Annotated in this window: 27 protein-coding genes; 12 read left to right on the top strand and 15 right to left on the bottom strand. The window is 67.3% G+C overall.

What is annotated here, in order from left to right; genetic code table 11:
* Positions 1–125 precede the first annotated feature (125 nt).
* Positions 126–1,880, top strand: coding sequence for a glycosyltransferase family 61 protein (locus tag DPM13_RS14550; RefSeq protein ID WP_112888281.1), 1,755 nt, complete (start codon positions 126–128; stop codon positions 1,878–1,880).
* A gap of 3 nt (positions 1,881–1,883) precedes the next feature.
* Here the strand turns inward: DPM13_RS14550 and DPM13_RS23685 are convergent, their stop codons facing one another.
* The 12 genes from DPM13_RS23685 to DPM13_RS14510 all read right to left on the bottom strand — a co-directional run bounded on the left by DPM13_RS23685 (position 1,884) and on the right by DPM13_RS14510 (position 10,898).
* The gene (locus tag DPM13_RS23685) at positions 1,884–2,189 is read right to left on the bottom strand and encodes a response regulator (protein WP_262983139.1); all 306 of its coding nucleotides are present in this window, start codon (positions 2,187–2,189) and stop codon (positions 1,884–1,886) included.
* A gap of 17 nt (positions 2,190–2,206) precedes the next feature.
* Positions 2,207–2,563, bottom strand: a complete 357-nt coding sequence (locus DPM13_RS23680) for a response regulator (protein WP_223252054.1) — start codon at positions 2,561–2,563, stop codon at positions 2,207–2,209.
* A 67-nt stretch (positions 2,564–2,630) separates the two neighbouring features.
* The gene (locus DPM13_RS23675) at positions 2,631–3,443 is read right to left on the bottom strand and encodes an ATP-binding protein (protein ID WP_223252053.1); all 813 of its coding nucleotides are present in this window, start codon (positions 3,441–3,443) and stop codon (positions 2,631–2,633) included.
* Between the two features lie 78 nt (positions 3,444–3,521).
* The gene (locus tag DPM13_RS23670) at positions 3,522–4,787 is read right to left on the bottom strand and encodes a PAS domain-containing protein (protein WP_223252052.1); all 1,266 of its coding nucleotides are present in this window, start codon (positions 4,785–4,787) and stop codon (positions 3,522–3,524) included.
* A 238-nt stretch (positions 4,788–5,025) separates the two neighbouring features.
* Positions 5,026–5,247: a P-loop NTPase family protein gene (locus DPM13_RS14540; RefSeq protein WP_112888280.1), complete on the bottom strand. Its 222-nt coding sequence runs from the start codon at positions 5,245–5,247 to the stop codon at positions 5,026–5,028.
* 20 nt (positions 5,248–5,267) lie between these two features.
* Positions 5,268–7,208: a GumC family protein gene (locus DPM13_RS14535; RefSeq protein ID WP_112888279.1), complete on the bottom strand. Its 1,941-nt coding sequence runs from the start codon at positions 7,206–7,208 to the stop codon at positions 5,268–5,270.
* The gene (locus tag DPM13_RS14530; RefSeq protein ID WP_112888278.1) at positions 7,205–8,047 is read right to left on the bottom strand and encodes a sulfotransferase family 2 domain-containing protein; all 843 of its coding nucleotides are present in this window, start codon (positions 8,045–8,047) and stop codon (positions 7,205–7,207) included. The genes DPM13_RS14535 and DPM13_RS14530 overlap by 4 nt, the downstream gene beginning before the upstream one ends.
* Positions 8,044–8,706 (bottom strand): O-antigen ligase family protein, encoded by a 663-nt coding sequence (locus tag DPM13_RS14525; RefSeq protein ID WP_112888277.1) that lies wholly within the window; start codon positions 8,704–8,706, stop codon positions 8,044–8,046. The genes DPM13_RS14530 and DPM13_RS14525 overlap by 4 nt, the downstream gene beginning before the upstream one ends.
* Complete coding sequence (locus tag DPM13_RS19865) at positions 8,703–9,359, bottom strand: hypothetical protein (protein ID WP_145963384.1); 657 nt, start codon at positions 9,357–9,359, stop codon at positions 8,703–8,705. The genes DPM13_RS14525 and DPM13_RS19865 overlap by 4 nt, the downstream gene beginning before the upstream one ends.
* Positions 9,347–10,228 (bottom strand): sulfotransferase family protein, encoded by an 882-nt coding sequence (locus DPM13_RS14520; protein WP_112888276.1) that lies wholly within the window; start codon positions 10,226–10,228, stop codon positions 9,347–9,349. The genes DPM13_RS19865 and DPM13_RS14520 overlap by 13 nt, the downstream gene beginning before the upstream one ends.
* A 35-nt stretch (positions 10,229–10,263) precedes the next feature.
* A complete protein-coding gene (locus DPM13_RS14515) occupies positions 10,264–10,647 on the bottom strand; it encodes a PIG-L deacetylase family protein (RefSeq protein WP_112888275.1) in 384 nt (127 codons plus the stop codon).
* A 17-nt stretch (positions 10,648–10,664) separates the two neighbouring features.
* A complete protein-coding gene (locus DPM13_RS14510; protein ID WP_189654696.1) occupies positions 10,665–10,898 on the bottom strand; it encodes a PIG-L deacetylase family protein in 234 nt (77 codons plus the stop codon).
* Positions 10,899–11,587: 689 nt separating this feature from the next.
* Here DPM13_RS14510 and DPM13_RS14505 point away from each other — a divergent pair.
* From DPM13_RS14505 to DPM13_RS14480, 6 genes are all read left to right on the top strand, one after another.
* On the top strand, positions 11,588–12,166 hold the full coding sequence (locus DPM13_RS14505) for a sugar transferase (protein ID WP_158212773.1): 579 nt from the start codon (positions 11,588–11,590) through the stop codon (positions 12,164–12,166).
* Positions 12,167–12,446: 280 nt separating this feature from the next.
* Positions 12,447–13,799, top strand: coding sequence for a lipopolysaccharide biosynthesis protein (locus tag DPM13_RS14500; RefSeq protein ID WP_112888273.1), 1,353 nt, complete (start codon positions 12,447–12,449; stop codon positions 13,797–13,799).
* 46 nt (positions 13,800–13,845) lie between these two features.
* Positions 13,846–14,850, top strand: coding sequence for a glycosyltransferase family 2 protein (locus DPM13_RS14495; RefSeq protein WP_223252051.1), 1,005 nt, complete (start codon positions 13,846–13,848; stop codon positions 14,848–14,850).
* Complete coding sequence (locus tag DPM13_RS23665; RefSeq protein WP_223252050.1) at positions 14,840–16,924, top strand: glycosyltransferase; 2,085 nt, start codon at positions 14,840–14,842, stop codon at positions 16,922–16,924. The genes DPM13_RS14495 and DPM13_RS23665 overlap by 11 nt, the downstream gene beginning before the upstream one ends.
* Entirely contained in the window at positions 16,924–17,739 is an 816-nt protein-coding gene (locus DPM13_RS14485) for a thymidylate synthase (RefSeq protein ID WP_028718147.1), read from the top strand. Before DPM13_RS23665 ends, DPM13_RS14485 begins: the two co-directional genes overlap by 1 nt.
* A gap of 9 nt (positions 17,740–17,748) precedes the next feature.
* Positions 17,749–18,153, top strand: coding sequence for a dihydrofolate reductase (locus tag DPM13_RS14480; protein ID WP_112888271.1), 405 nt, complete (start codon positions 17,749–17,751; stop codon positions 18,151–18,153).
* Here the strand turns inward: DPM13_RS14480 and DPM13_RS14475 are convergent.
* Complete coding sequence (locus DPM13_RS14475) at positions 18,140–18,985, bottom strand: 3-hydroxybutyrate dehydrogenase (protein WP_112888784.1); 846 nt, start codon at positions 18,983–18,985, stop codon at positions 18,140–18,142. The genes DPM13_RS14480 and DPM13_RS14475 overlap by 14 nt on opposite strands.
* A gap of 205 nt (positions 18,986–19,190) precedes the next feature.
* On the opposite strand from DPM13_RS14475, the gene DPM13_RS14470 reads away from it, so the two are divergent.
* The 4 genes from DPM13_RS14470 to DPM13_RS14460 all read left to right on the top strand — a co-directional run bounded on the left by DPM13_RS14470 (position 19,191) and on the right by DPM13_RS14460 (position 22,861).
* Positions 19,191–19,775: an outer membrane protein gene (locus tag DPM13_RS14470; protein ID WP_112888783.1), complete on the top strand. Its 585-nt coding sequence runs from the start codon at positions 19,191–19,193 to the stop codon at positions 19,773–19,775.
* Positions 19,776–20,769: 994 nt separating this feature from the next.
* Positions 20,770–22,377, top strand: coding sequence for an extracellular solute-binding protein (locus DPM13_RS14465; protein WP_223252049.1), 1,608 nt, complete (start codon positions 20,770–20,772; stop codon positions 22,375–22,377).
* 2 nt (positions 22,378–22,379) lie between these two features.
* Positions 22,380–22,508 carry a hypothetical protein gene (locus tag DPM13_RS25240; protein ID WP_260502723.1) on the top strand — a complete coding sequence of 43 codons (129 nt, stop codon included), beginning with the start codon at positions 22,380–22,382 and terminating at the stop codon, positions 22,506–22,508.
* Complete coding sequence (locus tag DPM13_RS14460; RefSeq protein ID WP_080622111.1) at positions 22,508–22,861, top strand: hypothetical protein; 354 nt, start codon at positions 22,508–22,510, stop codon at positions 22,859–22,861. The genes DPM13_RS25240 and DPM13_RS14460 overlap by 1 nt, the downstream gene beginning before the upstream one ends.
* A 102-nt stretch (positions 22,862–22,963) precedes the next feature.
* Here DPM13_RS14460 and xth read toward each other — a convergent pair whose 3' ends face one another.
* On the bottom strand, positions 22,964–23,749 hold the full coding sequence (gene xth, locus DPM13_RS14455) for an exodeoxyribonuclease III (RefSeq protein ID WP_112888269.1): 786 nt from the start codon (positions 23,747–23,749) through the stop codon (positions 22,964–22,966).
* A 37-nt stretch (positions 23,750–23,786) separates the two neighbouring features.
* Positions 23,787–24,122, bottom strand: coding sequence for a HesB/IscA family protein (locus DPM13_RS14450; protein WP_028718154.1), 336 nt, complete (start codon positions 24,120–24,122; stop codon positions 23,787–23,789).
* 73 nt (positions 24,123–24,195) lie between these two features.
* Between DPM13_RS14450 and DPM13_RS14445 the strand changes: the two genes are divergently transcribed.
* Positions 24,196–25,347 carry a deoxyguanosinetriphosphate triphosphohydrolase gene (locus DPM13_RS14445; protein ID WP_080622109.1) on the top strand — a complete coding sequence of 384 codons (1,152 nt, stop codon included), beginning with the start codon at positions 24,196–24,198 and terminating at the stop codon, positions 25,345–25,347.
* The last annotated feature ends 42 nt before the right edge of the window (positions 25,348–25,389 follow it).

The raw sequence follows: 25,389 nt of genomic DNA, 5'->3' as shown, positions 1-25,389 counted from the left end.
GCCTGCGAATGTTCCGGCGGCAATCTGGCGCGTCGGACGCCGTCATGTTAGTTAACGGTCGTGCCAAGGCCGCCGGGGCACCCCGGGGCACCCTGGCAGGGCAAGCGACAGGACGGAGGGCCTTGATGGCACCCCAGCACGCCACCGCGACGACGGACGAGGACCGGCCCCTGCTGCCGGTGCTGATCCCGGGGCTGGACGGCGGCTTCCGCCTGGCGCCCGGACCCGAGGGCGCCCCCCATGACCTCGCCCCCGACCTGGTGCCGGCGGCCAGCCTGTCGGCGGTCGTGGCATCCGACCATCCCGACCAGCGGCTTCAACTTTACCAGTTCATCGCGACCTATCGCGCCACGCGCGGGGCGAAATGCTATCTGCGCTTCAAGTCCTTCCCAGCCGTTGTCGAACAGTTCGAGTTTTCGCGTCGCACCCCCACCGTTGGCGGCCGGGTGCTGCTGTCGGGCGCCTCGGCCCTGCGGATGCGGACCCGCACGATCAAGCGCATCGCGGACCGCAAGGTGACCGAACCCGCCCACGAGGCCTGGCTGCTGGCCGGCAAGGCGCGCAAGAAATCGGTGCCCGTCCTGTCCCCCGCCCGATGGGAGGCGGCCAAGGACCTGCCCTTTCTGGTCGAGGCGCGGAACTTCTTCAACTTCTACCATTTCACGACCGAGACGCTGATCTATCTGCAGATGTATCGCGACTATGGTCTGCGGGGGCCGATCCTGCTGCTGTCGGGCAGCAACCGGCCTCTCAAGCCCTTCATTCGCAGGCTGGTCGAGGATTTCTATCCCGAGCTTGCCGACCGGGTGGAATATGAAACCCGCCGGACGCAGTTCGACCGCGCCATCCTGCCCTTCAACACCAACCATCTGTATCACCTGTCGACCCCGGCCATGATGCCCGATGTCGAACCCCAGGCCGGCCTGGGCAGTCCAGACCAGCCCGGGCACCTGCGCGAGCCGACGCTGGCGAATTACAAGACGCTGTATAACAACAGCCTGGACGAATATGTCGTCCGCCACCGCGAGGCGGCCCTGACCCTGGCCGCGACCCGCAGCACGGCGACGCGGTTCTATGTCGGCCGCAAGCCGGGCGCCTCGAAGAACCGCGGCCTGGCCGGCGAGGCCGAGCTGGTGGCGATGCTGTCGCGCCACGGCTTCGAGACCGTCTATTTCGAGGACCTGAGCCCCCGGGAACAGGCCGGCATCGCCAACCGGGCCGAGGTGCTGGTCTCGGCCCACGGGGCGGGCTTTGCGAACATGCTGTATGCCCGGCCGGGCAGCCATTTCATCGAACTGAGCCATCTTCAGACCGCGCGCCATCGCCTTGGCGATTTCAACATGCACGCCGCCGCCTCGGGGGCGCATCACCTGCATTTCTTCGTCGACCACGATTACGACGGCGACGACGACGCGGTGCCCGACATCGACCGCGACGGCCATGCCGGGGTGGCGATGTCGCCCGCCTCGATCGACCGGCTGGAGGGGCTGGTGGCCATCGTGACCGATGTGCCGGCCTATCAGCAGTTCTTTTCCAGGCTGGCCGACCTGGTGCGCCGGGGCGAGGGCGCGGCCGCCGTGGCCCTGGCGCGGGAGCATCCGCTGTATCTGCGCGGCTGCGCCAGAACCTGCGCCGCCGCGGCCCAGGGGGCCGAGATCGCGGGCGACACGGCCCAGGCCATCGCCCTGCTGCGCGATGCGGTCGCACTTGCCCCATTCCGCGCCGATTTTCACCGCCGGCTGATCGCCCTGTGCGAGGCCGCGGGCGACGGCGCGGGTGCTGGCGCTGCCCGTGCGCTGCATGAACAGTTCGGCCGCTATCGCTGGATGCGCTGGCACCGTGCGGTCAGCGGCGCGACGATCCTTCAGGCCCGCGACTAGGGCTCAGGACTCGTCCCGGCGCCGAAGCGCCTGGGCCACGGCGCGGCGCAGGTCGCCTTCGGTATAGGGTTTCGCCAGCAGGACGGCGCGCGCGGGGCTGCCGGGCGGGATGCTCATTTCCCCGGTGGCATAGACCAGGGCGATGCCGGGGTGCCGCTCCAGGACAAGGGCCGCCAGCGCGTCGCCCTGCATGTCGGGCAGGCCGAGGTCGGTCAGCAGCAGGTCAAGCGGCTGCCCCTCGGCCAGGGCCAGGGCCTTGCCGGCGCTGCCCGCCTGCATGACGGCATGGCCCATTTCCTCAAGCATCATGGCGGTGTCGGCGCAGATCAGCGCATCGTCCTCGACCAGCAGGATGCGAGGGGGCGTTCGGACGACGACGGCGCAGGGGCTGGCGTGACAAGGGACAGGGGCGCAGGGGCCTCGTCCCGCCGGTCGGCCTGGGCCTGACGGGCATTGGCCAGGACCTGGCGCAAGCGCCGGGCCAGCGCCTCGCGCGTGTAGGGCTTCGACAGAAGCTCGACCCCCAGGTCCAGCCGCCCTCCGTGGACGATCGAGTTCTCGGTATAGCCCGAGGTGAACAGCACCGCGACGCCCGGCAGCCGTTCCTGCGCCCGGCGCGCCATTTCCCGGCTGGTGACGGGACCGGGCATCACCACGTCGGTGAACAGCACGTCGATGGCCATGCCGCTTTCGATGACGTTCAGCCCCGCCTGCGGGTCACGGGCGGTCAGGAGCGATATCCCAGGTCGGTCAGCAGATCGACGACGGTGTGACGCACGTCGTCGTCATCCTCGACCACCAGCACGGTTTCGGTGCCGCCCTCACCGGGCCCGAGGTGACGGCGATTTCGCGGTCCTCGCTTGCCATCGAGCGCGGCAGATAGACCCGCACCGTCGTCCCCTGCCCGGGTTCGCTGTAGATGGCGACATGGCCACCCGACTGCTTGACGAACCCATAGACCATCGACAGGCCCAGCCCCGTGCCCTTGCCCTCGGGCTTGGTCGAGAAGAACGGGTCGAAGGCCTTTTCCAGCACCTCGGGCGCCATGCCGCTGCCGGTGTCGGTCACGGCCAGCATGACATACTGCCCGGCCGAGACCTCGGCATGGCAATCGGCATAGGCCTGATCCAGATGGGCGTTGGCGACCTCGATGGTCAGCCGGCCATGGCCCTCCATCGCGTCGCGCGCGTTGATCGCAAGGTTCAGCAGCACGTTCTCCACCTGCCCCGGATCGACGCTGGTGTTCCACAGCCCGCCCGAGGTGACGACCTCGACCTCGACCCCCTCGCCCAGTGAACGGCGCAGCAGATCGTCCATGCCGCCCACTAGCCGGCCCAGATGGATCACCCTGGGCTCAAGCGGTTGGCGGCGGCCAAAGGCCAGAAGCTGGCTGGCGAGCTTCGAGCCGCGCGCGACGCCCGCCAGCGCATTGGCGACGCGCTGCTCGGATCGCGGATTGCCCACCACGTCGCGCGCCAGAAGTTGCAGGTTCCCCGCCACCACCTGAAGCAGGTTGTTGAAGTCATGCGCGATTCCGCCGGTCAACTGGCCGATCGCCTCCATCTTCTGGGCCTGGCGCAGGGCGCTTTCGGCCTTGCGGCGCTCGGCGACCTCGTGCTCACGCGGGCCTCGAGGCCTTCTTCAGCTGGCGAAGCTGCTCCTCGGCCCGCTCGCGGTGGCGAACCGGCCGCTCAAGGTCGCGGGCGCGCTCGACCAACTGGCCCTCTGCACGCGCTGTTCGGTGATGTCGGTGTGCACCCCCACCCATTCGCGCAGCCGGCCATCGGCATCGCGGATCGGAACGGCGCGGATCGCGAAGTTGCGCCAGGTGCCGTCGTGACGCCGCACCCGATGTTCCCAGGTATAGGTCGTTTGCGCGGCAACGGCCTGCGCCCAGCTTTCCAGCGTGGCTGCGCGGTCCTCGGGATGGACCGCCTCGGCCCAGCCGTGACCCTGATATTCCTCGGCGCCCTGCCCGGTCAGAGAGGCCCAGCCCTGCTGTTCGCCCTGCATCCGCCCGTCCGGGCCGGTGGTCCACAGCACGCCATGGATCGCCTCGACCGCGGCGGCAAAGCGGGCGTTGCTGTCGCGCAGGTCGTTTTCGGTGCGGGTGCGGTCCTCGATGTCCAGCATCATCACGTAAAGGCCCAGGACCGCGCCTTCGGCATCGCGGCGCGGGATATAGCGCACCTCGAAGGTGCGCCGGCTGCCGTCGGGCAGCGTCATCGGCGCATCCGATATCACCGTCTCGCCGGCCAGTGCCCGGCGCAGGTCGGGCTCTCGGCGGGCCAGGTATTCGACGCTGGCAATCTCGGACACATGCCGGCCCACGACCTTGTCGGGGTGCTTGCCGAACAGGTCCAGATAGCGGCTGTTCGCCATCTGATAGACCAGGTTCCTGTCCAGAAAGCCGACCAGGATGGGCAGCGAGTCGGTTAGCGTCCTCAACTCGGCCCGGCTTTCGGCAAGCGCGGTGCGCGCCCGGACCGCGCCGGTGATGTCGAGTACGGTGCACAGCACCCCTTCGACCTGCTGGCCATCGTCGCCGTAGATTGGCGTATAGAACAGGTCGAAGACGACTTCCTCGGGGTGCCCGCGGCGGTTCAGCGTCAGGGATTGTTCGCGAAAGGCCTGCACCTCGCCCTGGAAGCCCTGCTTCAGGATGCGGCTGTTCCAGTCCCAGATCTCGGGCCAGATATCGGCGCAGCGACCGCCCAAGGCACGCGGATGATAGCTGCCCGCGATCTCGATATAGCCGTCGTTGTACAGCAGGATCGCTTCGGGGCCCCACATCAGCACCTGCGGGATGGGCGAGTTCACGATGGAATTGACCTTGATCCGCAGGGTCTGCGGCCAGTCCGTCATCGCGCCCAGGGGGGTCGTCGCCCAGTCGATGTCCCGGATCATCTGGCCCGCCTGGCCGCCTCGGATGGGCCAAGCCGCCGGCCTGTCTGCTGTGATCACCCTGTCCCCCAAAAATCGGTCGTCCGGGTCCGGGCCGGCACCGGACGACATCGTGCGCCCAATAACCCTGCCCGGCCGGATTCGTTCCTGCCCTGCGGGATATTTAGCAGCCGCCGCGGTGCCGGCAATACCGTCCCGCAGCGCCATCGCGGCGGCGTTTCTTTGACCGGCGCGGCGCGTCCTAGCCGTTGTAGCGCGCAAACCCCCGGGCCGAGCCCGCCGTGAACAGCCCGCCCAGCAGCAGCGGACGCAGCACGCGGCTCGAGGCCAGCGTCTCGGCCAGTTGCGGGCCGCGATCCTCGCCCCAGCGCAGCGTCAGGATGGCCCCGTCGACCAGCCCGGCGGCGATTTCCACCTCGGAGGCTTCGGCCAGCGCGGGCAGGACCAGGATGATGTGGTCCACCTTGTCGCGCAGCGCCGCGATCAGATCGGCCGCAGCCGGTGCTGCGCCATCCCGCAGGTCCCGGCCGGTCTCAGGATCCGGGGAGCAGGCCGGGCGGCCGGGCGTTTGTCCTCATGCTCGTTCCGGCGGAGGCGGCATGGCCAGCTACCACCTCTCGGTAAAGCACCACCAGCCCCGGCGCCCGCCAGCAGCCGCGCATGTTCCGGCGCGACCGAGATCAGCACCACGCGCGCGTCATGGCCGGCAAGCTCGGCCGCAAGCCAGCCGGCGGTCTGGGCCCGCCCCTCGCCCCGGCGCGAGGCGACAATGCCCGTGACCAGCGCGCCGCTTTCGGGCCGGCGCTGCTGCAATTCGGCGACCAGCCCCCGCAGCACGCGCCGCACCGCGTCGCTGGGCTGGGGCACCAGCAAGGTGCTGGGCTTGACGGCCTGCGCCGCCCGGACGCCGGGCAGCAGGCCCAGATAGCGCAGCCCCAGCCCTTCGCGCAGGTCCGAGCCGCGCAGCAGGCGGTCGTCCATGATCTCGCGCAGGAAGGCGATGGCCGAACCCAGGACCAGCCCGCCGAAGAGCGCCAGGATCATCGTGCGGGTGGCCTTGGGCGAGGCCACCTCGTCCGGGGGCACGGCCTGGGCGATCACCCGGGCGGGCGAGCGCTGGAACGTCTCGCGCTGCGCCGAGGTGATCAGCTCGGCCAACATCGACTGGTAAAGCCCGCGCTTGGCCTGGGCCTCGCGCTCCAGTTCGTCCAGTTGGATGGATTTCTGCGCGTCGCTGTTGGCCCGGGCGCGCAGTTCCTCGATCTGCAGCTCGGTCGCGGCGATCTGGCGGCGGATGGTTTCCTGCTGGGTGCCCAGCCGGTCCACCATCTGCGCCGCCTCCTGCATCATCACGTCGCGCAGCCGCGCCTGGTCCGTGCGGTTGCGCGCCACCATGTCGCTGCCCGCGCCCCAGCGGGTCACAAGGTCATGTTCCTCGGACACGAGGCCCGCATAGCGGGTCTGGAAATCGCGCAGCGCGGGGCTGGCGACATCGCCGCCCAGCGTGCCGTCCAGCAGCGCCCCCACCGAATCCGACGCGACGATGCCCTTGATCTTGTCCTGCCGGGTCTGCGCCTCGATCAGGTCCTGGCGCAGGGCGATCAGGCGGTCGTTGGTGTTCGACAGTTCGACCTCGGACGGCAAGGCACCGCTGGCCATCGGAAACAGGTCGTGCTGCTGGCGATAGTCGGCGACGGCGGCATCGGCGGTCTTGACCTCCTGTCCCAGCACCTGCACGCGCTGGTCCAGCCAGTCGTGAATGCGCCGCGTGTCCGACAGAGAGGCGTCCGAGGCCGCCTTGAAATACTGCTCGATCAGCGCGTTCACCGCATTGGTGGCAAAGATCGGGTCCTCGGAGGTATAGGCCACGTCGATGACATAGGTGCCGCCGTCGCGGGTGATCTCGAAGCCCTCCATCATCTCGCGGCGGATCGCCTCTTCGCGGCTGACGCGGCTGGCGGTCTCATCCAGGGCGGTGGCGTCGGGGGTGGTGCCCAGCAGGCCCTGCAGGGCATTCAGCACCTGGCGCGGCAGGCTGGGGCCGCCGTCCTCGGGCGGTTGATCGAACAGGCCCAGCGCCTTGGCCACGCGCCAGGTCACATCGCGCGAACCCAGCACCTTGATCTCGCTGTCCACGACCAGCGCGTCCGACAGCAGCAGCGTCGGCGCCTCGGGCCCGTTGACCGAGTTCGAGATGCGCGGGTCCACGACCAGCGCGGCCCGCGCAGTATATTGCGGCGTCGCGGTCAGCACATAGGCCAGCGCCAGCAGCGCCATGCCCAGCGTGACGGCCGCGATCAGCTTCCACTGGCGGCGCAGCCCGCTGGTCAGGGTGCGCAGGGTCGTGGCCAGGTCCACGTCGGGCACGGCGCCGTCGCGTTGCGGCTCGGGCAGGCGGCGCCATTGGCGATCGTTCTGGATCATGCGGCTTTCACTTTCGGTTCGCGCTGCATCAGCGTGGGGGCGATGCGCCGGGCATGGGCATAAAGTTCGATGTCGGGCGCGCTGAGAGCGGCCAGCCGGTCGCGCTGCTCGGTCGTCATGGCGAAGGGCTTGTCCTGTCCGGCGCTGTTGTAATGCGGGATCCAGGGCCGGACTCCGAACAGCGCGGCGAAGTCGCGCGAAAACCCGTCCAGATCCTCAAGGAACCCGATCAGCGAGAAGCGCTCCATGTTGCGCAGGGCACGCTCCATCGCCCGGCCGATGTTCCTGCGCATGGGCGAGCCGTGGAAATCGTCTTGCAGGTTCGTCGCTTTCGCTGCCGCGCGTCCAGCTGTCCCGCCCGGATCTTCGCCGAACGGTTCCCGTCCGGCGTCCAACCGTATATGCGAGACGGTCCGCGCCACCGGATCGCGCAGGATGGTGACATAGCGGTAGCGGTCGCCGAAATGCTGCCAGGCGCGTTCGGAAAACAGGAAATGACCGTGGATCAGCGTCGCGCGATGCGCCATGTGCATCAGCAGCAGCGTTTCGCGGAATGCGGCGATGTCATCGGCGCGCGCGCCTTCGTCGTGAAAGGACAGGTCGTCTTGGCCGCTGTGCTGGATCGCCAGCGCCGAGCGGATCGAGGGACTGTCCAGAATCCCGATCTTGCGATGCAGGGGCACGGTCGCGTAAAGCGCCTCGCTGACCGAAGTGCCGCCGCACTTGGGCACGTGCATGAAGACGCAGGGCTGGCGCAGGCCCGACACCGTCCGCAACGACCGGCCAAGATACAGCCGCGAACGCTGGCGGAAACGGGCAAGGGGGGGAAGCTCTCTCATCGGGACTCGTTCACATCAAGGGACTCGTGGCGCACGGGCGCCGGCACAACAAAGGGTGGCAGGTGGGACCGGATGCTGACGCCCAGCATGACCAGCCACATCAGCATGAATTCGTGCTGACGGTACAGATAGGGTTCAAGCAGGCCCACGTTCATCGGGACCAGGACCAGGATCAGGCAGCCGACCGACAGCGCCGAACCCGAGGCGCGATAATGCCGCAGCGCCCGCGACAGCACCGTGCCCAGCAGCGCGAACATCGCGCCCAGGCCCATCAGGCCGGTGCCCACCGACACGTCGGCGATGAAGTTGTGAAACGACGGCGCCGTCGCCCCGGCCTGGATCACCGCGAAATGCAGGCTGTCATAGCGGTCCATCGCCCAGAAGGCGCCAAAGCCCAGGCCCGTCAGCGGCGCCTGGGACGCCAGCCCATAGGCGATGGACCAAAGCTCGGTCCGGCCGGTCAGGGTGGCGTCCTTGCCGGTGGCGCGCAGGACCTCGGCCACGGGGTCGATGCCGGCCATCGCCAGGGCCAGCGGCCCCAGGCTCAGCGCCAGCACCAGCGCCGCGATGGCGCCATGGCGCAGAAGCGGCGACAGGCGCCTGCGGTTGAGCAGAAGCGTCAGCCGGCCGTAAAGCGGCAGCAGCAGCACCGCGGTCATCGACTTGGCAGCACCACCGCCAGCACGCACAGCACCAGCGTCAGCGGCGCCAGCCAGCGCGCGGCCCGCGGGGCCTGTCCCTGCCCCATCAGCATCAGCGTCAGCGAGATCTGCGCCGCGAACTGGGAATAATGGCCCAGCATGTTCTTGCTGGTAGAGATCCCCAGTGGCCGCCCACGTCGCCGAGAGGCGGAACACGCCCGTCGCCCAGTTCCCCAGCGAGGCCAGGGCCGCCAGCGACAGCAGCGCCCAGATCGTGCCACAAGCTGCCGGGGCACGAAGCGCCAGCCCAGGAACATGGCGATCAGCACCGTCATCGTCATCTGTACCCCGGACACGGCCGAGGTGACGGGGCTGCCCGACCAGATCACCGACAGCAGGCAGACGCCGGGATACAGCATCAGCGTCCAGTTGCGGGCGACCTGGCGGTAAAAGGCCCGCCAGACCGTGGCCGCGCGCAGCACGAACAGGCCATAGACCATCAGCCAGACTTCGCTGGCCAGTCCCCAGCGGTTCGGCATGTCGGACATGACCATCAGCGTCAGGCCCAACAGCGCGCTGTCGTACCCGCGCCAGAACAGGCGCTGGCCCAGCCCCGGCATCCGGGCAAGGGGGCGGGCGCCGGGCAGCGCGCCGGCGGTCAGATCGACCATCGCGCGAACTCCTGCCCGGTCATCTGCCGCAGGCGCTGGGCGTCCTCGGCCAGGTCGTCGCGCATGCGTTGCAGCAGCAGCTCGGGACAGGCGGGGGCCACGCGGGCGGGGCCGCGCGCCAGCAGGCGGCGCAGACGGCCGCGCAGGGCCGGGCCCGCCACCGCCGTCAGCAGCGGCCGCAGCCGGCTTTGCGTCAGGCGCAGCAGCGGCTTGGGCACGCGCGACAGCTCGTCGTTGCCGTTCTGGCGCGCGGGCGGCGGCACGACCATGGGTTCGGCCCCGACATGGGCCAGGATGCGGTCCACCTGCCCCTGCGGATCGGCCAGCAGGGCGTCGAAGTCCACGACCAGCAACTGCCCCGGATCGAACAGGCGCAGGTAGTTGTCGATCTGGCGGGCATAGCGGCTGGCGTCGAGGATCCGCGGATATTCGGGGCTGCGGGCCATCTGCTCGGGCGTGTCGGACAACTCGCCCATGTTCCAGGAATGGGCGTACTGCGACACCGCGCGCGCAACCGGATCGCGCAGCACATAGACCAGCCGCACCCCGGGGCAATGCTCGAAGATCCGCTCGGGCACGCCCGGGAAATCCATCGCCTTGGCATAGTTCGGGGAAATCTCGCCCCGGATCGGCCGGGCAGGGTCGAATTGCGCGCCGTACCAGCCCGTTCCGCGCGGCAGGTTCTTTTCGGCGACGAAGAAATCCGTTTCCTTCATCCTCGCCATCGAGATCTGGGGATGCCCCGACAACAGGTCGTGCAGCATGGTCGTGCCGGCGCGCATGGCGCCGATCACGATGAAATCGACCAGCGGCCGACGCCCGTCAGCGCCCCGGGGCCGCTCGCGCTCCGAGAGTGTTTCAGCCTGCATATGCCTGCCTTTCGCTGTTCCGACGGCGGACCGGCTTACATGACGTGCTGAACCAGGAAAAAGGCTTCCCAATAGCGCGGGGCATATTCACTGTCGGCCGGGCGGGGAAAGTTGATGTCCCAGCGGCGGGCGCGCACGTCCACATGTTCGCGCTTCATGTAGTATTTGTTGGACTGCGACTGGTGCATGCCGATAGCGCCGACCTTGGTTTCGTAGTCCTGGGTGATGTCCACGAACCAGTTCGGGCGGAAGGTGATGTCGTGGTCGATCCCCTCGGCCAGCAGCAGCATGGGACGCCAGGTGGCGCGGCGCACGGCGATCTGCACCGCCGCCTCGACCGAGACGTGGTCCTGATGGCTGGTGCGGCTTTCGCCGGTGAAATGGGTCAGGACGATGTCGGGGCGCCAGGTCTGCAGCAACCCTTCGACCCAATGGATCAGATCGCCCGTGCCTGAACATGCCCGTCCGAGAAATCGCCATAGACCAGTTCGGCCCCGATGCTTTCGGCGGCGCGGCGCGCCTCGGTCAGCCTGTCCCACGAGGTGACGTCGGCTCCGTTCTCGCCCCGGGTGGCGATCACCATGACGATGCGCCAGCCTTCCCGCCGCAACTTGGACAGCAGTCCAAAGCAGGAAATCTCTGCATCGTCGGGATGTGCGAAAACTGTCAATGCGGTCCGCGGCACGTCACGCACCGGTCGCTCGGCAAAGAGGCCGTCCATACTCATAAATACACCAATGGGCAAAGTTACGCCTACACTGAGGCATCCTAGTAATCCATGCAGGACTGTCGATAGGCGACCGGATAAATAAATAGTAAACTGTCTCAAAGGTCAGGCGACACATGCCTGATAGTTGCGCAGCGCTCAAGGTGAATGCACCGCAACAGGCAGAAATCCGCTTATCGCCAAATGGACAAATACGCATCTTGGGGTTGATTCAGTGCGGCTGTTTTCTGCTGCGAATCAGAAAATTTTATTTGGTTTATTTGACAAAAATCATTTGAGCGGCAGAACACGCTTGGCGTGTGCGCGAACTACTCGCTTGGCAGTTGCTGCACGTCAAGCCTTTAAAGCCCCGCTCCGAACCAGCCGGCAAATTTCCGCCCGTCACCGGCTATTGCGTTGACAGTCTATTCTGCGTGGCGTTTTTAGATGAGGAAGTGTGTTGTTTTACGGGCGAATAGGAAAGTTTTCCTGCGCCCCCTGTATGGTCTGTAATCATGTTCTATGACCGCGTTAAGATTTCCGCCAACCCACGGAAATCCCTTAGCCCCACGGCAGATCTGCACCTGACCGGCGGCACCACGTCCTTTCGCAGACAGGGATTCTATGCCTCTCGGGGGAAACGCGTCCTGGACGTGACGGGCGCTATCGTCCTGCTGATCGTTTTCCTGCCGCTTATTCTGGCAGTCGCCCTGACGGTCGGCAGCCAAGGCAAGGGCATGTTCTTTGGCCACGCGCGCGTCGGCCAGAATGGCCGGGCGTTCCGCTGCCTCAAGTTCCGCACCATGGTTCCCGACGCCGAACAGCGCCTACGCGACCTGCTGGAACGGGATGCGGTGGCGCGGCTGCAATGGCAGACCAGCCACAAGCTGGACAATGATCCGCGCATCACCCGGCTTGGCCACTTCCTGCGCCGCACCAGCCTGGACGAACTGCCCCAGCTTTGGAACGTGATCCGCGGCGACATGAGCCTGGTCGGCCCGCGCCCCGTGACCGCCGCCGAACTGGTCGAGCGCTATCGCGATTCGGCCGTCGCCTATATGGCGGTGCGTCCCGGCCTGACCGGGCCCTGGCAGGTCAGCGGACGCAACAACATCTCGTATGAGGAACGCGTTCGGATCGACCGCAGCTATGCCATTTCCCATTCGCTGGGACTGGACATGACCATCCTGGCGCGGACGGTTCTGGTGGTGCTGGGCGCTAACGGGAAGTAAGCTTGCCCCGGGCCTGCCGGCGTTCCCAAGCGTCGCGCCAGCCGTTCAGCAGCAGCATCGCCGTCAGCGCCCAGATTGGCCGACAGGATCGCCGTCACGAGCGCCGCCAGCCAGCCCGCCCCGAAGTAGAGCGCGACGAACAGGCCCAGCGCCGTGCCCGCGATCAAACCTATGAGAAGAGCGCCTATCATGATTCCTCAATCAAACCACGAACACGCGCGCGAAGCTAGCCGTTCCGGGCGAGCGGTCGCCTGCTTTGCGCGTCCGTGGAAACTATATCATGGATGACGCCAAGGCGCCCCCTTCGCGTGACCATCGCGCGGGCCTGGTCGATTCGCTTTTGCTGATCGTCGCCCGGGTGGGTAGCAACCTGCTGAGCCTGGCCTGGACGCTGCTTCTGGTGCGGCTGCTGGCGCCGCAGGCGGCGGGGGTGGCACTGCAGGCCATATCGGTGGCGCAGATTGCCTCGATCCTGATGACGCTGAACATGGAATCGGGTGCCATGCGCTGCATCGTGCCTGCACGCGAACATGGCCGCATGGCGCAGGCGGCGGGGTTCATCCGCGTCAACCGGCGGCTGGTGCTGTTCACCCTGCCGCTGCTGGCGCTGCTGGGAGCGGCGGCCTGGACGACCGGCCTGCTGCCCGCCGACAACCCGCAGATGCTGGCCGCCATCGCGCTGGCCATGGTGCTGGTCGCGCTGGCCCGCCTGACGGCGCGCCACGCGACCGCCTTGGGCGTGATGCGCAAGGGGCTGCTGCCGCGCCTGCTGACCGGGCCGCTGGTGCTGACGCTGGGTCTGAGCCTGGCCTGGGCAGCGGGGGTCCCACTGAAGCCCTGGCATGTGGTCGTGCTGTTCGCCCTGTCCGAAGGGCTGACCGTCCTGATCCAGAACGCCCTGCTGCGGGCGGATTTTGCCTTCCTGCGCGACACGCCGTCCGACAGCCGCGCATGGCGGGCGTGGATGGGCCTGGGCCTGTGGCTGACGCCGGGGCTGGTGATGACGGAATATCGCAAGGCCATCCTGATCGCGACGGCGGGCCTCGCCCTGGGCGGGGCGCAGGTCAGCCTGTTCGCGGTCGCCTTCTCTATCGTCAATTTCATCAACTTCGGCGTGGTGGCCGTGGACGTGGCCTTCAGCCCCCGCATCGCGCAGGCGATGGCCGCCGATCAGCCGCGGCGCCGCGACCGTCTGCTGGCCAGTTCGGCCGCGATCAAGCTGGCGGGACTGGCCCTGGGCGTCGTGATCGTTCTGGTCCTTGGCACCATGGCGCTTGGCTGGTTCGGCCCCGAATATCGGGCGGCCCGGCCGGCGCTGTTGATCCTGCTGCTGATCCCGGCGCTGTCGGTGGCCTTCGGCCCCGCCTCGGTGATCCTGGCGTCGCGCGGCAACGGACGCGCGGATTTCGCCGGCAACCTGACCGGAGCGCTGGCCTGCCTTGTCGCGGTCCCGGCGCTGGGGGCGCTTTACGGTGTCACCGGCGCGGCGGCGGGGGCGGTGGCAAGCCACGGGCTTGGCCTTGCCGTGATGAACCTGCTGTGCCGCCGCCGGCTGGGCATCGACCCCAGCCTCGCCTCGCTGCGCCACCTGGCCGGCAGCCGCGCCCGCCCCGGCGCACAGGTCGCGCCATGAACGCCCCCGCCCCCTGCTGCGCGACACGCGCCTGACCGGCGACGAGGTGCTGATCGTCGTCCCCACCCTGAACGAGGAAGCCGCCATCGAGCCCTGCCTGCGCTCGCTTCTGGCGGGCGACCCCCGCCTGGCCCGCGCCGGCGTCGTCGTGGCCGACGGCGGCAGCCGCGACCGGACCCGCGCCATCGTGCAGCGCCTGGCGGCCGAGTTCGCGAACCTGACGCTGATCGACAACCCGGGCCGGCTGCAATCGGCAGGCATTAACCACGCGGTGACGTCCTGCGCACGCCCTGGCCACCGCATCCTGCTGCGGGCCGATGCCCATGCGCTGTACCCGCCCGGCTATGCGATGCGCGCGGCCGAACTGCTGGTGGAAAAGCGCGCCGCCTCGGTCGTGGTGCCGATGGATTCGCGGGGCGAGGGCTGTTTCCAGAAAGCCGCCGCCTGGATCGTGGACACGCCGCTGGGGTCGGGCGGATCGGCCCATCGCGGCGGCCGCGCCTCGGGCCCGGTGGACCATGGCCACCACGCGGCCATGGACCTGGACTGGTTCCGCCGCGTCGGCGGCTATGACGCCGGCTTCAGCCATAACGAGGATGCCGAGCTGGACCACCGCCTGCGCCGCGCGGGCGGGCACATCTGGCTCGCGGCCGAGCTGCGGCTGGATTACTGGATGCGGCCCAGCCCCGCGCGGCTGGCGCGGCAATACTGGAACTATGGCCGGGGCCGGGCGCGCACGGTCTGCAAGCACGGGATGCGCCCGCGCCTGCGCCAGATCGCGCCCGCGGTGAACCTGGCGCTGATCGCCCTGGGCGCGGCGCTGGCCGCCATCGGGCTTGCGGGGGGCAGCACGTCCCTGACCGCGCTGGGGCTGGCCTGGCCCGTGCTTTACCTTGGCGTGCTGGCGCTGGCCTCGGCGGGCATGGCGATCCGGCATCGCAGCCTGTGCGGGCTTTGGGCGGGACCGGCGCTGGCCGCGATGCATCTGCCCTGGGGTGCCGGATTTCTAAGCGGACTTTTGACATACAGGAGATTGCGCGATGCGCGTTGACATCGTCATGTGCACCTTTCGCCGGCCCCAGGTGGTCGAGACGATCCGAAGCATCGGTCAGCAGCGCGGCACCGAGGGCCTGTCGCTGCGCCTCGTCGTCGCGGACAACGACGACACCGACAGCGCCCGCGCCCTGGTCGAGGACGCCGGACGCGCCCTGCCCTTTCCTCTGGTTTATGTCCACGCGCCCGCCCGCAACATCTCGGTCGCGCGCAACGCCTGCCTGGACGCGGCAAGTGCCGGCGGGGCCGAATGGGTGGCCAGCCTTGACGACGACGAATGGGTCGATCCCGACTGGCTGGCCGAGATCCTGCGGGCCGCCCGCGACGCCGGGGCAGACGGCGCCTTTGGCAAGGTTCAGGCCATCTACCCCCCCGAGGCGCCCGCCTGGGTTTCGGCCCTGGATTTCCATTCGTCCCACCCCGAACGCATGAAGCCGCCGATCCAGACCGGCAACAGCGGCAATGTCGTGCTGCGGTGGGCGGGCACGGCCTGGCAGGATCAGCGCTATGACCTGCGGCGGGGAACGACCGGGGGCGAGGACACGGAATTCTTCCTGCGCCTTTACAACATGGGCTTGCGCTATGTCGCCGCTCCCAGGGCCCTGGTGACCGAGCCGGTGCCGCCGACGCGCCAGACGCTGGAATGGCTGGCCGTGCGGCGCTATCGCATGGGCCAGACCCATATCGTCACCGCGCCCGGTGCCGCCGCCAAGGCCCGCCTGCTGGCGACGGCCACCGCCAAGGCGCTGTGGTGCCGCCTTCAGGAACGCCGCCACGCGGCCGCGGACCAGCGCAATTTCTGGTTCCTGCGCGGCCAACTGCATCGCGGGGTCTGCGCGGGCCTTCTGAACCGGCCCCACGGCACTTATCAGACGGCCAGCTATGATAGCCGCCGCGGCTGGGCGCTCGAAATGAACGGCTTCGATGTGGCCGACGACAAGATCTTTCGCGCGGCTTACACGCGTACGGCGACCGGGCGGATCGCCAGCTACGAAACCATCTTACCTGGGACGGCAGGTCAGCGCCGATTCCGGCCGGAATGGCGCAACATCGACCTGGGCCTTGTCCGGCACCAGGACATCAAGGGCCGCGCCCTGGGCCTGGGCGCGGCGGTCCGCCGCGCGCTGACCGAGTGGCGGGCGCTGGCCCATGCCGATCTGGTGATCGCGCGCAACCTGGATCTGGCGCTGATCGCGCTGGCCGCGCGGCGGCTGGCCTGCCTGCGCGCGGGCCGCAGGCAACCGCCGCTGGTCTATGAATGCCTCGACATCCATGACCTGATGACGGCGCCGGGCCGCAAGGGTCAGGTCATGCGCGCGACCGAACGCCAGGTCCTGTCGCGCGCCGCGCTGCTGGTCGTGTCGTCCCCGGGCTTCACCGAGAATTATTTCCGCCCCCTCCAGCACTATCGCGGCCCGGTCGCGCTGGTCGAAAACAAGCTGTGGCTGGATCCGGCGGCGGGGCTGTCCCGGCCTGTCTCGGAACCGCGCCCCGACCGCCCGGTGACCATCGGCCTTGTCGGCTCGATCCGCTGCCAGGCGTCGGTCGATCTGCTGCTGAAAACGGCGGACCTGATGGGCGACCGGCTGCGGGTGCGGTTCTCGGGTGCGCTGCACGACCACGCGCTGAAGGATTTCCGGGCCGAGGTCGCGCGCCGCCCAAACGTGGAATGGACCGGCCCCTATGCCTATCCCGCCGGCCTGCCCGGGGCCTATGCCGGCTGCGACCTGGTCTGGGCGCAGGACATGTGGCAGCGCGGCACCAACTCCGACTGGCTGCTGCCCAACCGCATCTATGAGGCAAGCTGGTGCGGCTGCCCCTCGGTCGCGCTGGCGGACACCCAGACCGGGCGCCGCATCGCGCAAGACGCCCTTGGCTGGGTCATCGACCGGCCCGACCCCGCGTCCCTGGCCGACCTGCTGGCCCGCCTGCCCCCCGCCTCGCTGGCCGAGGCACGCAGCCGCCTGCTGGCCCGGCCTGCGGCGGAATTCGTCCAGTCGACGGTCGACCTGTTGCCGATGCTGGCCCCGGCGCTTATGGAAAGGACGAGGGGCGGCACAAAGGGGGGCTGATGCGCCAATATCTCGACGCCTTGCGGCTGGTGCTGGACCAGGGCAGCCGCTCGACCGACCGCACCGGGACGGGCACGATCTCGCATTTCGGGATGCAGTGCCGCTATCCTCTGGATCAGGGCTTTCCGCTGGTCACGACGAAAAAGCTGCACCTGAAATCCATCGTCCACGAACTGCTGTGGTTCCTGTCGGGCGACACGAACATCCGCTATCTACAGCAGAACGGCGTCAGCATCTGGGACGAATGGGCGGACGCGAACGGCGACCTCGGGCCCGTCTATGGCCATCAGTGGCGCCATTTCCCGACGATCCGCGAGGCCGATGGCCGCGTCGTGGTGGGCGAGGTGGATCAGATCGCCGAACTGGTGGACCGCATCCGCAAGACGCCCGATTCACGCCGGCTGATCGTCTCGGCCTGGAACCCCGGAGAGGTGGACCGCATGGCCCTGCCGCCCTGCCATACGCTGTGGCAGGTGCGGGTGCAGGACGGCCGGTTGTCGCTGCAGCTTTACCAGCGCTCGGCCGACATGTTCCTGGGGGTGCCGTTCAACATCGCCTCCTATGCGCTGCTGACGCATATGCTGGCCCATGTGACGGGATACGAGGCGGGCGACTTTATCCACACCATGGGCGATGCGCATATCTACCTGAACCACCTGGACCAGGTGCAGACGCAACTGGCGCGCCAGCCGCGCCCCCTGCCCCGGCTGCGGATCGCGCGCAAGGTCGACTCGATCTTCGATTTCCGGTTCGAGGATTTCCAGTTCCTGGACTATGACCCCCTGCCGGCCATCAAGGCGCCGGTCGCTGTATAAGGACAGAAGATGATCTCGCTGGTCGTCGCCCGCGCCCGGAACGGCGCCATCGGCAAGGACAACACCATCCCCTGGCATATCCCCGCGGACATGCGCCTGTTCCAGCGCGAGACCCTGGGCAGCGCCATCATCATGGGCCGGCTGACCTGGGAAAGCCTGCCCGTCAGGCCGCTGAAGAACCGCATGAACATCGTGGTGTCGCGCGACGCCGGCCTGACCGAGCATGTCGTGCCCAGCGTGCAGCGCGGCGATCGACCTGGCGCCCGCCGCGGCTCCCCGCAACCGGACAGCTGCTGCGGGCGCTGGTGCAGATCGCCAATCCGCGGCGCGGCGCGCAGCCGCGGTTCACCGACGCAAAGGCCGCGGACGCCTTCTTCCGCGATCTCAGAACCAGCTATGGTCAGGATATCCTGACCCGCATCTCCCAGGGCGACGACCGGGCCCTGGCAGGGGACTCTCCGGCGTAAAGCCGCCGTCCAGCGCCATCAACCGAGATCGTCGTGCCGGTGATCTGGTCGGCCGCGGACGAACACAGGAAGACGGCGGTACCGCCCAGCTGCTCGACCGTGGCGAATTCGCGCGACGGCTGGCGTTCCAGGATGACCCGTTCCAGCACCTCCTCGCGCGTCATGTTGTTGGCCTTCATCTGGTCCGGAATCTGCTTTTCGACGATGGGCGTCAGCACATAGCCGGGGCAGATGGCGTTGCAGGTGATCGCCTCTTTCGCGGTTTCCAGCGCCGTGACCTTGGTCAGGCCGACGATGCCGTGCTTGGCCGCGACATAGGCCGACTTGAAGGGGCTGGCCGTCAGCCCGTGGGCCGAGGCGATGTTGACGACCCGGCCCCAGCCCGCCTTGCGCATCACGGGCAGCGCGGCGGCCGTGGTGTGAAAGGCCGAGCGCAGGTTGATGGCGATGATCGCGTCCCAGTCCTCGGCCGGGAACTCGGGGATCGGGGCGACATGCTGGATGCCCGCGTTGTTCACCAGGATGTCGCAGGCGCCGGCCCGCTCGATCAGCGCGCGGCACTCGGCGGGTTTCGACATATCCGCCTGGATATAGCGGACCGTTACGCCATGCTGGGCCGCCAGCGTGTCCGCCAGGGCGTGATCCTCGGGTGTATCGGTAAAGCTGTTCAGCACCAGATCGGCCCCGGCCTTGGCCAGTTCATGGGCGATGCCCAGCCCGATTCCCGAATTCGAGCCCGTGACCACCGCCGTCTTGCCTGCAAGGAATTTCTCGAACATCGCAATCCTCCTGATCTGATGCTGCACCGGCAGCATGGGAAAATCCGCTGGCCGTGACAAGCTGGTCATGGCCGGAAACAAAGCGGAAACGGCCGCTCTCGATAGGTTGAAGATTTGTCACGACGGACGTGATCGCAAAGGGCTTTTCCCCACCGATGGCAAGGCATATCCAAGCGCCCTGGAACTAAGAATGATGGGACATACCATGAAACTTGCAGTCTACGCAGCACTCGCCACGGCGGCAGCAGCGACGGGCGCCCACGCCGGCGGCTACGTCGCCCCGGTCGTCGAAACCCCGGTCGTCGTGACCCCCGCGCCCGAGCCGGTCTCGGTCGACTGGACGGGCTTCTATGCCGGTCTGCAATACGGCAAGGGCAACCTCGAACTCAGCTATGCCGGCGAGTCGGCCGATACCGATGCGGACGGCTATGGCCTGCACGCAGGTTATCTGCACGACTTCGGCAAGTTCGTGCTGGGTGGCGAATTCGACTACAACAAGGTCGATCTGGACGATGTGGACGGCGACGGCGACCTTTACCGCCTGCGTGCCCGGGCCGGTTACGACATGGGCCGCTTCCTGCCCTACGTGACGCTGGGCGCGGCCCACGCCAAGGCAAGCGACCTCTCGGAAACCGGCGTGACCTATGGCATCGGGGCGGATTTCAAGGTGACCGACAAGTTCACGGTTGGCGCCGAATACAGCCGCAACGACTTTTCGGACATCGAGGACATCGACGGACTGGACCTGGACAGCGACCTGGTACAGATCCGCGCCTCGTATCACTTCTGATCCGACCTGAAGCAGCGCCCCTGGGATTCCGGGGGCGTTTTTATGCTTTCTGATGCTCTTTCAACAACCTGTGGGCGTTATTTCGTCTGTTTTGTAGCCGAACTGACAGAATGCGATTTCAAGAAAATTTAATTATCTTTTGCAGTTTTATTTAGACATTCTAGATTTTTTCTAGATCCAAGCCAAACGCTGGTTTTCATGATGCCCTGCAAACGGGCACATGGTGTCCACTCCTTCATCGGCAGCTCCGCCTATCCTATGCAGACGCGCACCTTTGAACTTCACAACATACTCTGGATAAGCTCCCAGCTACCGGCGGATTTACGCCCGCTGTTCGCCGAACGCATGAAGCCAATTCGGCCGCTGCCTGTCAGACGGTCACCAAACGATGCTCACTTGGGCCCGCTCATCCAGACATAATCAGCTTATTCCCACCTGAAACGAATCTCGCCAAAGGTGAGTCTCGCCTTGCCGCAGCTTTTGAAAATTTCAACCCCTGATTGCACATCCCTTTGGATTTTTCAGGGAATTTCCTTGCTGTGCAAGGTGCTGCAGCAGCAAAAAAAGCGCCCGCACAAGGCGGGCGCAAGTCATGAGGCAGGTTTCATACAGGCAAGAAACCTATCGAGCAGTGAGTTATCTATACGCTTTTCCTCCGCAGAGTCCAACGGGTAAGTTTGCACCATGGTGAACGGATCGCTAATCTGGAAACCAATCAAAATCAGCGACCCGCAAATCAGGGCATTCGAGCATGCGATTCTTCAAAATTATTAACGATTCCGCGATCTGGCGGGGAATTCTGCTCGCCGGGGGTGTGGCATCTCTGCCTCTAGCAAGTCTTGCTGAACCAACCCATGCCCTTGCAATGTATGGAGAACCTGCCCTTGCCGCAGATTTTTCCCACTTGCCCTATGTTAACCCGGAGGCCCCCAAGGGAGGGGTGATTCGGCTGTCCGAGTCGGGGGGATTCGACTCGCTCAACCCCTGGATCCTGATGGGGAACCCGGTCTGGCCCCTGTTCACCCAGCCCGGCCTGGTGGCCGAACCGCTGATGATGCGTTCGCTGGACGAACCCTTCACCCTGTACGGACTTCTCGCGGAACGTGTGGAAACCGACCCGGAGCGCAGCTGGGTCGAATTCACCCTGCGCCCCGAGGCACGCTTTTCCGACGGCACCCCCGTCACCGTCGAGGACGTGATGTGGTCCTATGAGACGCTGGGGACCAAGGGCCACCCCCGCTACACCGCCGTCTGGGCCAAGGTCGAGCGGATGGAGCAGACCGGCCCGCGGTCGGTGCGCTTCACCTTCAACACGCCCGACCGCGAACTGGAACGCGATGGGGATGCGCCCGATCCTGAAGAAGGCGCAATGCAGGGCCGCGATTTCGCGCAGCGGAGCTCGACGGCGCCCGTCGCATCATGCTCCTATGTCTCGACAGATCACCGTGGCCGTTCGATCAGCTTCGGCCGCAACCCGGACTATTGGGGCCGCGACCTGCCGGTGAACCGCGGGCTGAACAATCTGGACGTCATCCGCTACGACTACTTCGGCGACGCCTCTGCCATGTTCGAGGCGTTCAAGGCCGGCGAGACCGATGTCTGGCGCGAACTGGTCGCCGCGCGCTGGAACCGCGACTTCACCTTTCCCGCCGTCCGCGAAGGCAAGGTCGTCAAGTCCGAGATCCCCAACCAGCGGCCGTCGGGAATCATGGGGCTGGTGATGAACACGCGCAATCCGATCTTTGCCGACTGGCGGGTGCGGCAGGCGTTGATCGAGGCCTTCAACTTCCGCTTCGTCAACATGACCCTGTCCGACGGCACCGACCCGCGCATCACCAGCTATTTCTCGAACTCGGACCTGGCGATGCGTCCCGGCCCCGCCACCGGCCGCGAGGCCGAGCTGCTGGCCCCGTTCGCCGCCGACCTGCCCCCCGGCACGATCGATGGCTATGCCCTGCCCCCGGGCGGCCCCCGCGCCATCGACCGCCAGGGCATCCGCGCCGCGCTGGAGTTGCTGGCCCAAGCCGGCTGGACCGTGCAGGAAGGCGTGCTGAAGAACGCCCAAGGCCAGCCCTTCCGCTTCGAGATCCTGCTGAACCAGTCCGGCAGCGCCATGCGCTCGAACGCCGAGATGCGCCAGATCGTGGACATCTTCGTCCAGTCGCTGCGCAACCTGGGGATCACGCCGACCGTGACGCTGCTTGATGCCGCGCAATATGTCGAGCGGACGAACAACTACCAGTTCGACATGACCTGGTACGAACGCGGGCTGTCGCTGTCGCCCGGCAACGAACAGATGCTGTACTGGGGCCGCGACGGGGTGACGAAGCCCGGAACGCGCAACTGGATGGGCATGGATTCCCCCGCCGCCGAGGCGATGATCGCCGAAATGGGACGGGCGGCCACGGCCGAGGACTATCAGGCCGCCGTGCGCGCGCTGGACCGCATCCTGACCGCCGGACGCTATGTCATCCCGGTCAGCTTTTCGCGCGTTTCGCGCTTGGCCCACAACTCTGACCTGCATTACCCTGAGAAGACGCCGCTATATGGGGACTGGCCGGGCTTCATGCCGGAAACCTGGTGGTACGAGGAAAGGAAGTGAACGTGATCAGACTCGCAACCCTTGCGGCCCTTCTGGCGTTGGCCGGATGCAACACCGTCGCCGGCGTCGGCGAAGACATCACCGGGGCCTCTCGCATGGTGCAGGGCGGCCTTGGCGGAGGGGGCTACTGATGAGATGGAGCAACGTTCAGGCCAACTGGTCCGCCTTCTATGAGGCGATTGCCGAGAAGTGGCCCGAGGTCGACGAAGAGGACCTGGACGAGATCGACGGCGACCAGCGCGCCTTCATCAAGTACCTGGCCGAAGTGACCGGCCAGGAAATCCCCGAGATCAAGGACGAGATCCGCGAATGGCTGGCGGGCGAGATTCCGTCGGATGTGGTGATGGACCCGATCCATGACGGCCATTCCATCGCGCTTTCCGCGAAATACGTGGGAGAGGGCGAGGACGAGTTCGCCGACGACGCCCGCTTTGGCGACGACGACGAGGTTCCAGGCGACGGAGACCTGAACGACCCGCGCTAGGGTGGAGGTCTTGGCCGGGGGGCGCTGCCCCCCACGCCTTCGCGCCCCCTCGATGGGGGCACGAAGGCGTCCCCCCGGGATATTTTCACAAGAAAGAAACGCTCAGGCGTCCAGCACCGCCCAGACCGGGACATGGTCGCTGGGCTTGTCCTTGGCGCGCTCGTCCCGGTCGATGCCGATATCGACCAGCAGATCGGCCGCCTGTGGCGACAGCAGGATGTGGTCGATGCGGATGCCGTTGTCGCGCTGCCAGGCCCCGGCCTGGTAATCCCAGAAGGTGAAGGGGCCGCGCGGGTTGTCGGGATCGCGCAACCGGATGCCGTCGGCCCAGCCGTCGTTCAGGATGCGGCGCAGGGCGGCGCGGCTTTCGGGCTGGAACAGCGCATCGTCCGTCCAGCGCTCGGGATGGGCGGCGTCGCGGGGCTCCGGGATGACATTGAAATCGCCCAAGAGGACGCTGGGCAGTTCGCTGTCCCGAAGCGCCCTGGCGCGGGCGCGCAGGCGCTTCATCCAGGCCAGCTTGTAGTCGAACTTGGGGCCGGGAAACGGATTGCCGTTGGGCAGGTAGAGCCCGGCCACGCGCAGGGCGCGGGTGCCGATCACCGTCGCCTCGATATAGCGGGCCTGTTCGTCGGCCTCGTCGCCCGGCAGGCCGCGGATCACGTCCTCGAGCGGATATTTCGACAGGATCGCGACGCCGTTGAAGCCCTTTTGCCCGTGAGTCTCGACGGTGTAGCCAAGATCCGCGATGGGCTCGGCCGGAAACGCCTCGTCCTGCGTCTTGATTTCCTGCAAGACCACGACGTCGGGCTGCGCCTCGGCCAGCCAGTCCAGCAGGATTGCGATGCGGGCGCGGACGCCGTTGATGTTGAATGTCGCGATCTTCATGCCCGCAGCCTAGCGGGGGCGCCGGGAAAGGACCAGATCAGATCGAGAAGCTGGTCCCGCAGCCGCAAGAGGCGGTGGCGTTCGGGTTGTCGATGGTGAAGCGCGCGCCGATCAGCTCGTCGGCAAAGTCGATCACCGCCCCCGCCAGGAACGGCAGCGAGACCGGATCGACCACCACCGCCTGGCCCGCGCCGCGCAGCACCAGGTCGTCCTCGGCCGGGTCGTCCAGCCGGATGTCGTATTGAAACCCCGAACAGCCGCCGCCCGCCACCGCGACCCGCAAGGGCCGCGCGGGGCCTTGGCCGTTGATTTCCGCCAGCCGCGCAAAGGCGCGGTCTGTCACCTTGGGGGGCAGGTTCAGGGCGTTGTTCATGGGGCGTTCCCGTTTCCGTCGTGTGTTGGGGAATATAGGGTCCGGGGGGAAATCTCGCAAGGAACGGACCCTGATGACGGCACCCTTCGCCTGCCAGCCCGAAGCCAGCCGCGGCCGCCGCTGGCCGGAACGGATGTCGACATTCCGCAGCCCCTGGCAGCGCGACCGCGACCGGATCATCCACTCCAGCGCCTTTCGCCGGCTCAAGCACAAGACCCAGGTCTTCGTCGAACACGACGGCAAGGACTATCGCGGCGACTATTTCCGCACCCGCCTGACCCACACGATCGAGGTGGCCCAGGTCGCCCGCACCATCGCGGGCGCGCTGGGACTGAACCCCGACCTGGCCGAGACGGTGGCCCTGGCCCACGACCTGGGCCACCCGCCCTTCGGCCATACCGGAGAGGACGCGCTGGCCGCCCTGATGGCGCCCTATGGCGGTTTCGACCACAACGCCCAGGCCCTGCGCATCGTGACCAGGCTGGAACGGCACTATGCCGATTTCGACGGGCTGAACCTGACCTGGGAAAGCCTGGAAGGCATCGCCAAGCACAATGGTCCGGTGACGGGCCCGCTGCCCTATGCCTTGGCCGAGGTGAACGCCGAATGGGACCTGGAACTGCACACCAACGCCAGCGCCGAGGCGCAGGTGGCCGCGGTCGCCGACGACGTGGCCTATAACCACCACGACCTGCACGACGGGTTGCGCGCTGGGCTTTTCACCGAGGACGACCTGGCCGCCCTGCCCGTCATCGGCGAGGCCTTTGCCGAGGTCGACCGCCTGCACCCCGGCCTCGACCCCATGCGCCGCCGGCACGAGGCGCTGCGCCGCGTCTTCGGCGTCATGGTCGAGGACGTGATCGCCGTCGCCCAGAACCGCCTGGCCAGCCTGCGCCCGGCCAGCGCGCAGGACATCCGCGACATGGACGGGCCGATCATCCGGTTTTCCAAGCCGCTCTATCAGAACCTCAAGGCGATCAAGCTGTTCCTGTTCCAGCGCATGTACCGCGCGCCCTCGGTCGTGGTCGAACGCAGCCGGGTGACGGCGCTGCTGAACGGGCTGTTCCCGCTGTTCCTGCACGACCCCGCCAAGATGCCCGACCACTGGCGCGCCGCGGCCGAGGCGGCGGGCGACGAGACCGGCTGTGCCCGCGTCGTGCTGGACTACGTCGCAGGCATGACCGACCGCTATGCCATCGCCGAGGCCGAGCGCCTGCTGGGCTGACGCCGGCGAATTGAACCGGGTCGCCGGATGCCGCGTTGTCTG

The organism is Paracoccus mutanolyticus (assembly GCF_003285265.1).
Taxonomy (GTDB): Bacteria; Pseudomonadota; Alphaproteobacteria; order Rhodobacterales; family Rhodobacteraceae; genus Paracoccus; species Paracoccus yeei.
This window is presented reverse-complemented; position numbering and strand designations above follow the sequence as displayed.

Coding starts and splice junctions, on each gene's coding strand:
- DPM13_RS14525 (WP_112888277.1), bottom strand. CDS start 8,706: ATGACCGCGGTGCTGCTGCTGCCGCTTTACGGCCGGCTGACGCTTCTG.
- DPM13_RS14535 (WP_112888279.1), bottom strand. CDS start 7,208: ATGATCCAGAACGATCGCCAATGGCGCCGCCTGCCCGAGCCGCAACGC.
- DPM13_RS14465 (WP_223252049.1), top strand. CDS start 20,770: ATGGGGAACCCGGTCTGGCCCCTGTTCACCCAGCCCGGCCTGGTGGCC.
- DPM13_RS23685 (WP_262983139.1), bottom strand. CDS start 2,189: ATGATGCTTGAGGAAATGGGCCATGCCGTCATGCAGGCGGGCAGCGCC.
- DPM13_RS23670 (WP_223252052.1), bottom strand. CDS start 4,787: ATGATCCGGGACATCGACTGGGCGACGACCCCCCTGGGCGCGATGACG.
- DPM13_RS14485 (WP_028718147.1), top strand. CDS start 16,924: ATGCGCCAATATCTCGACGCCTTGCGGCTGGTGCTGGACCAGGGCAGC.
- DPM13_RS19865 (WP_145963384.1), bottom strand. CDS start 9,359: ATGGTCGATCTGACCGCCGGCGCGCTGCCCGGCGCCCGCCCCCTTGCC.
- DPM13_RS14460 (WP_080622111.1), top strand. CDS start 22,508: ATGAGATGGAGCAACGTTCAGGCCAACTGGTCCGCCTTCTATGAGGCG.
- xth (WP_112888269.1), bottom strand. CDS start 23,749: ATGAAGATCGCGACATTCAACATCAACGGCGTCCGCGCCCGCATCGCA.
- DPM13_RS14450 (WP_028718154.1), bottom strand. CDS start 24,122: ATGAACAACGCCCTGAACCTGCCCCCCAAGGTGACAGACCGCGCCTTT.
- DPM13_RS14520 (WP_112888276.1), bottom strand. CDS start 10,228: ATGCAGGCTGAAACACTCTCGGAGCGCGAGCGGCCCCGGGGCGCTGAC.
- DPM13_RS14500 (WP_112888273.1), top strand. CDS start 12,447: ATGGATGACGCCAAGGCGCCCCCTTCGCGTGACCATCGCGCGGGCCTG.
- DPM13_RS14475 (WP_112888784.1), bottom strand. CDS start 18,985: ATGTTCGAGAAATTCCTTGCAGGCAAGACGGCGGTGGTCACGGGCTCG.
- DPM13_RS14480 (WP_112888271.1), top strand. CDS start 17,749: ATGATCTCGCTGGTCGTCGCCCGCGCCCGGAACGGCGCCATCGGCAAG.
- DPM13_RS23665 (WP_223252050.1), top strand. CDS start 14,840: ATGCGCGTTGACATCGTCATGTGCACCTTTCGCCGGCCCCAGGTGGTC.
- DPM13_RS14550 (WP_112888281.1), top strand. CDS start 126: ATGGCACCCCAGCACGCCACCGCGACGACGGACGAGGACCGGCCCCTG.
- DPM13_RS14470 (WP_112888783.1), top strand. CDS start 19,191: ATGAAACTTGCAGTCTACGCAGCACTCGCCACGGCGGCAGCAGCGACG.
- DPM13_RS14445 (WP_080622109.1), top strand. CDS start 24,196: ATGACGGCACCCTTCGCCTGCCAGCCCGAAGCCAGCCGCGGCCGCCGC.
- DPM13_RS23680 (WP_223252054.1), bottom strand. CDS start 2,563: ATGGCCATCGACGTGCTGTTCACCGACGTGGTGATGCCCGGTCCCGTC.
- DPM13_RS14530 (WP_112888278.1), bottom strand. CDS start 8,047: ATGAGAGAGCTTCCCCCCCTTGCCCGTTTCCGCCAGCGTTCGCGGCTG.
- DPM13_RS23675 (WP_223252053.1), bottom strand. CDS start 3,443: ATGGAGGCGATCGGCCAGTTGACCGGCGGAATCGCGCATGACTTCAAC.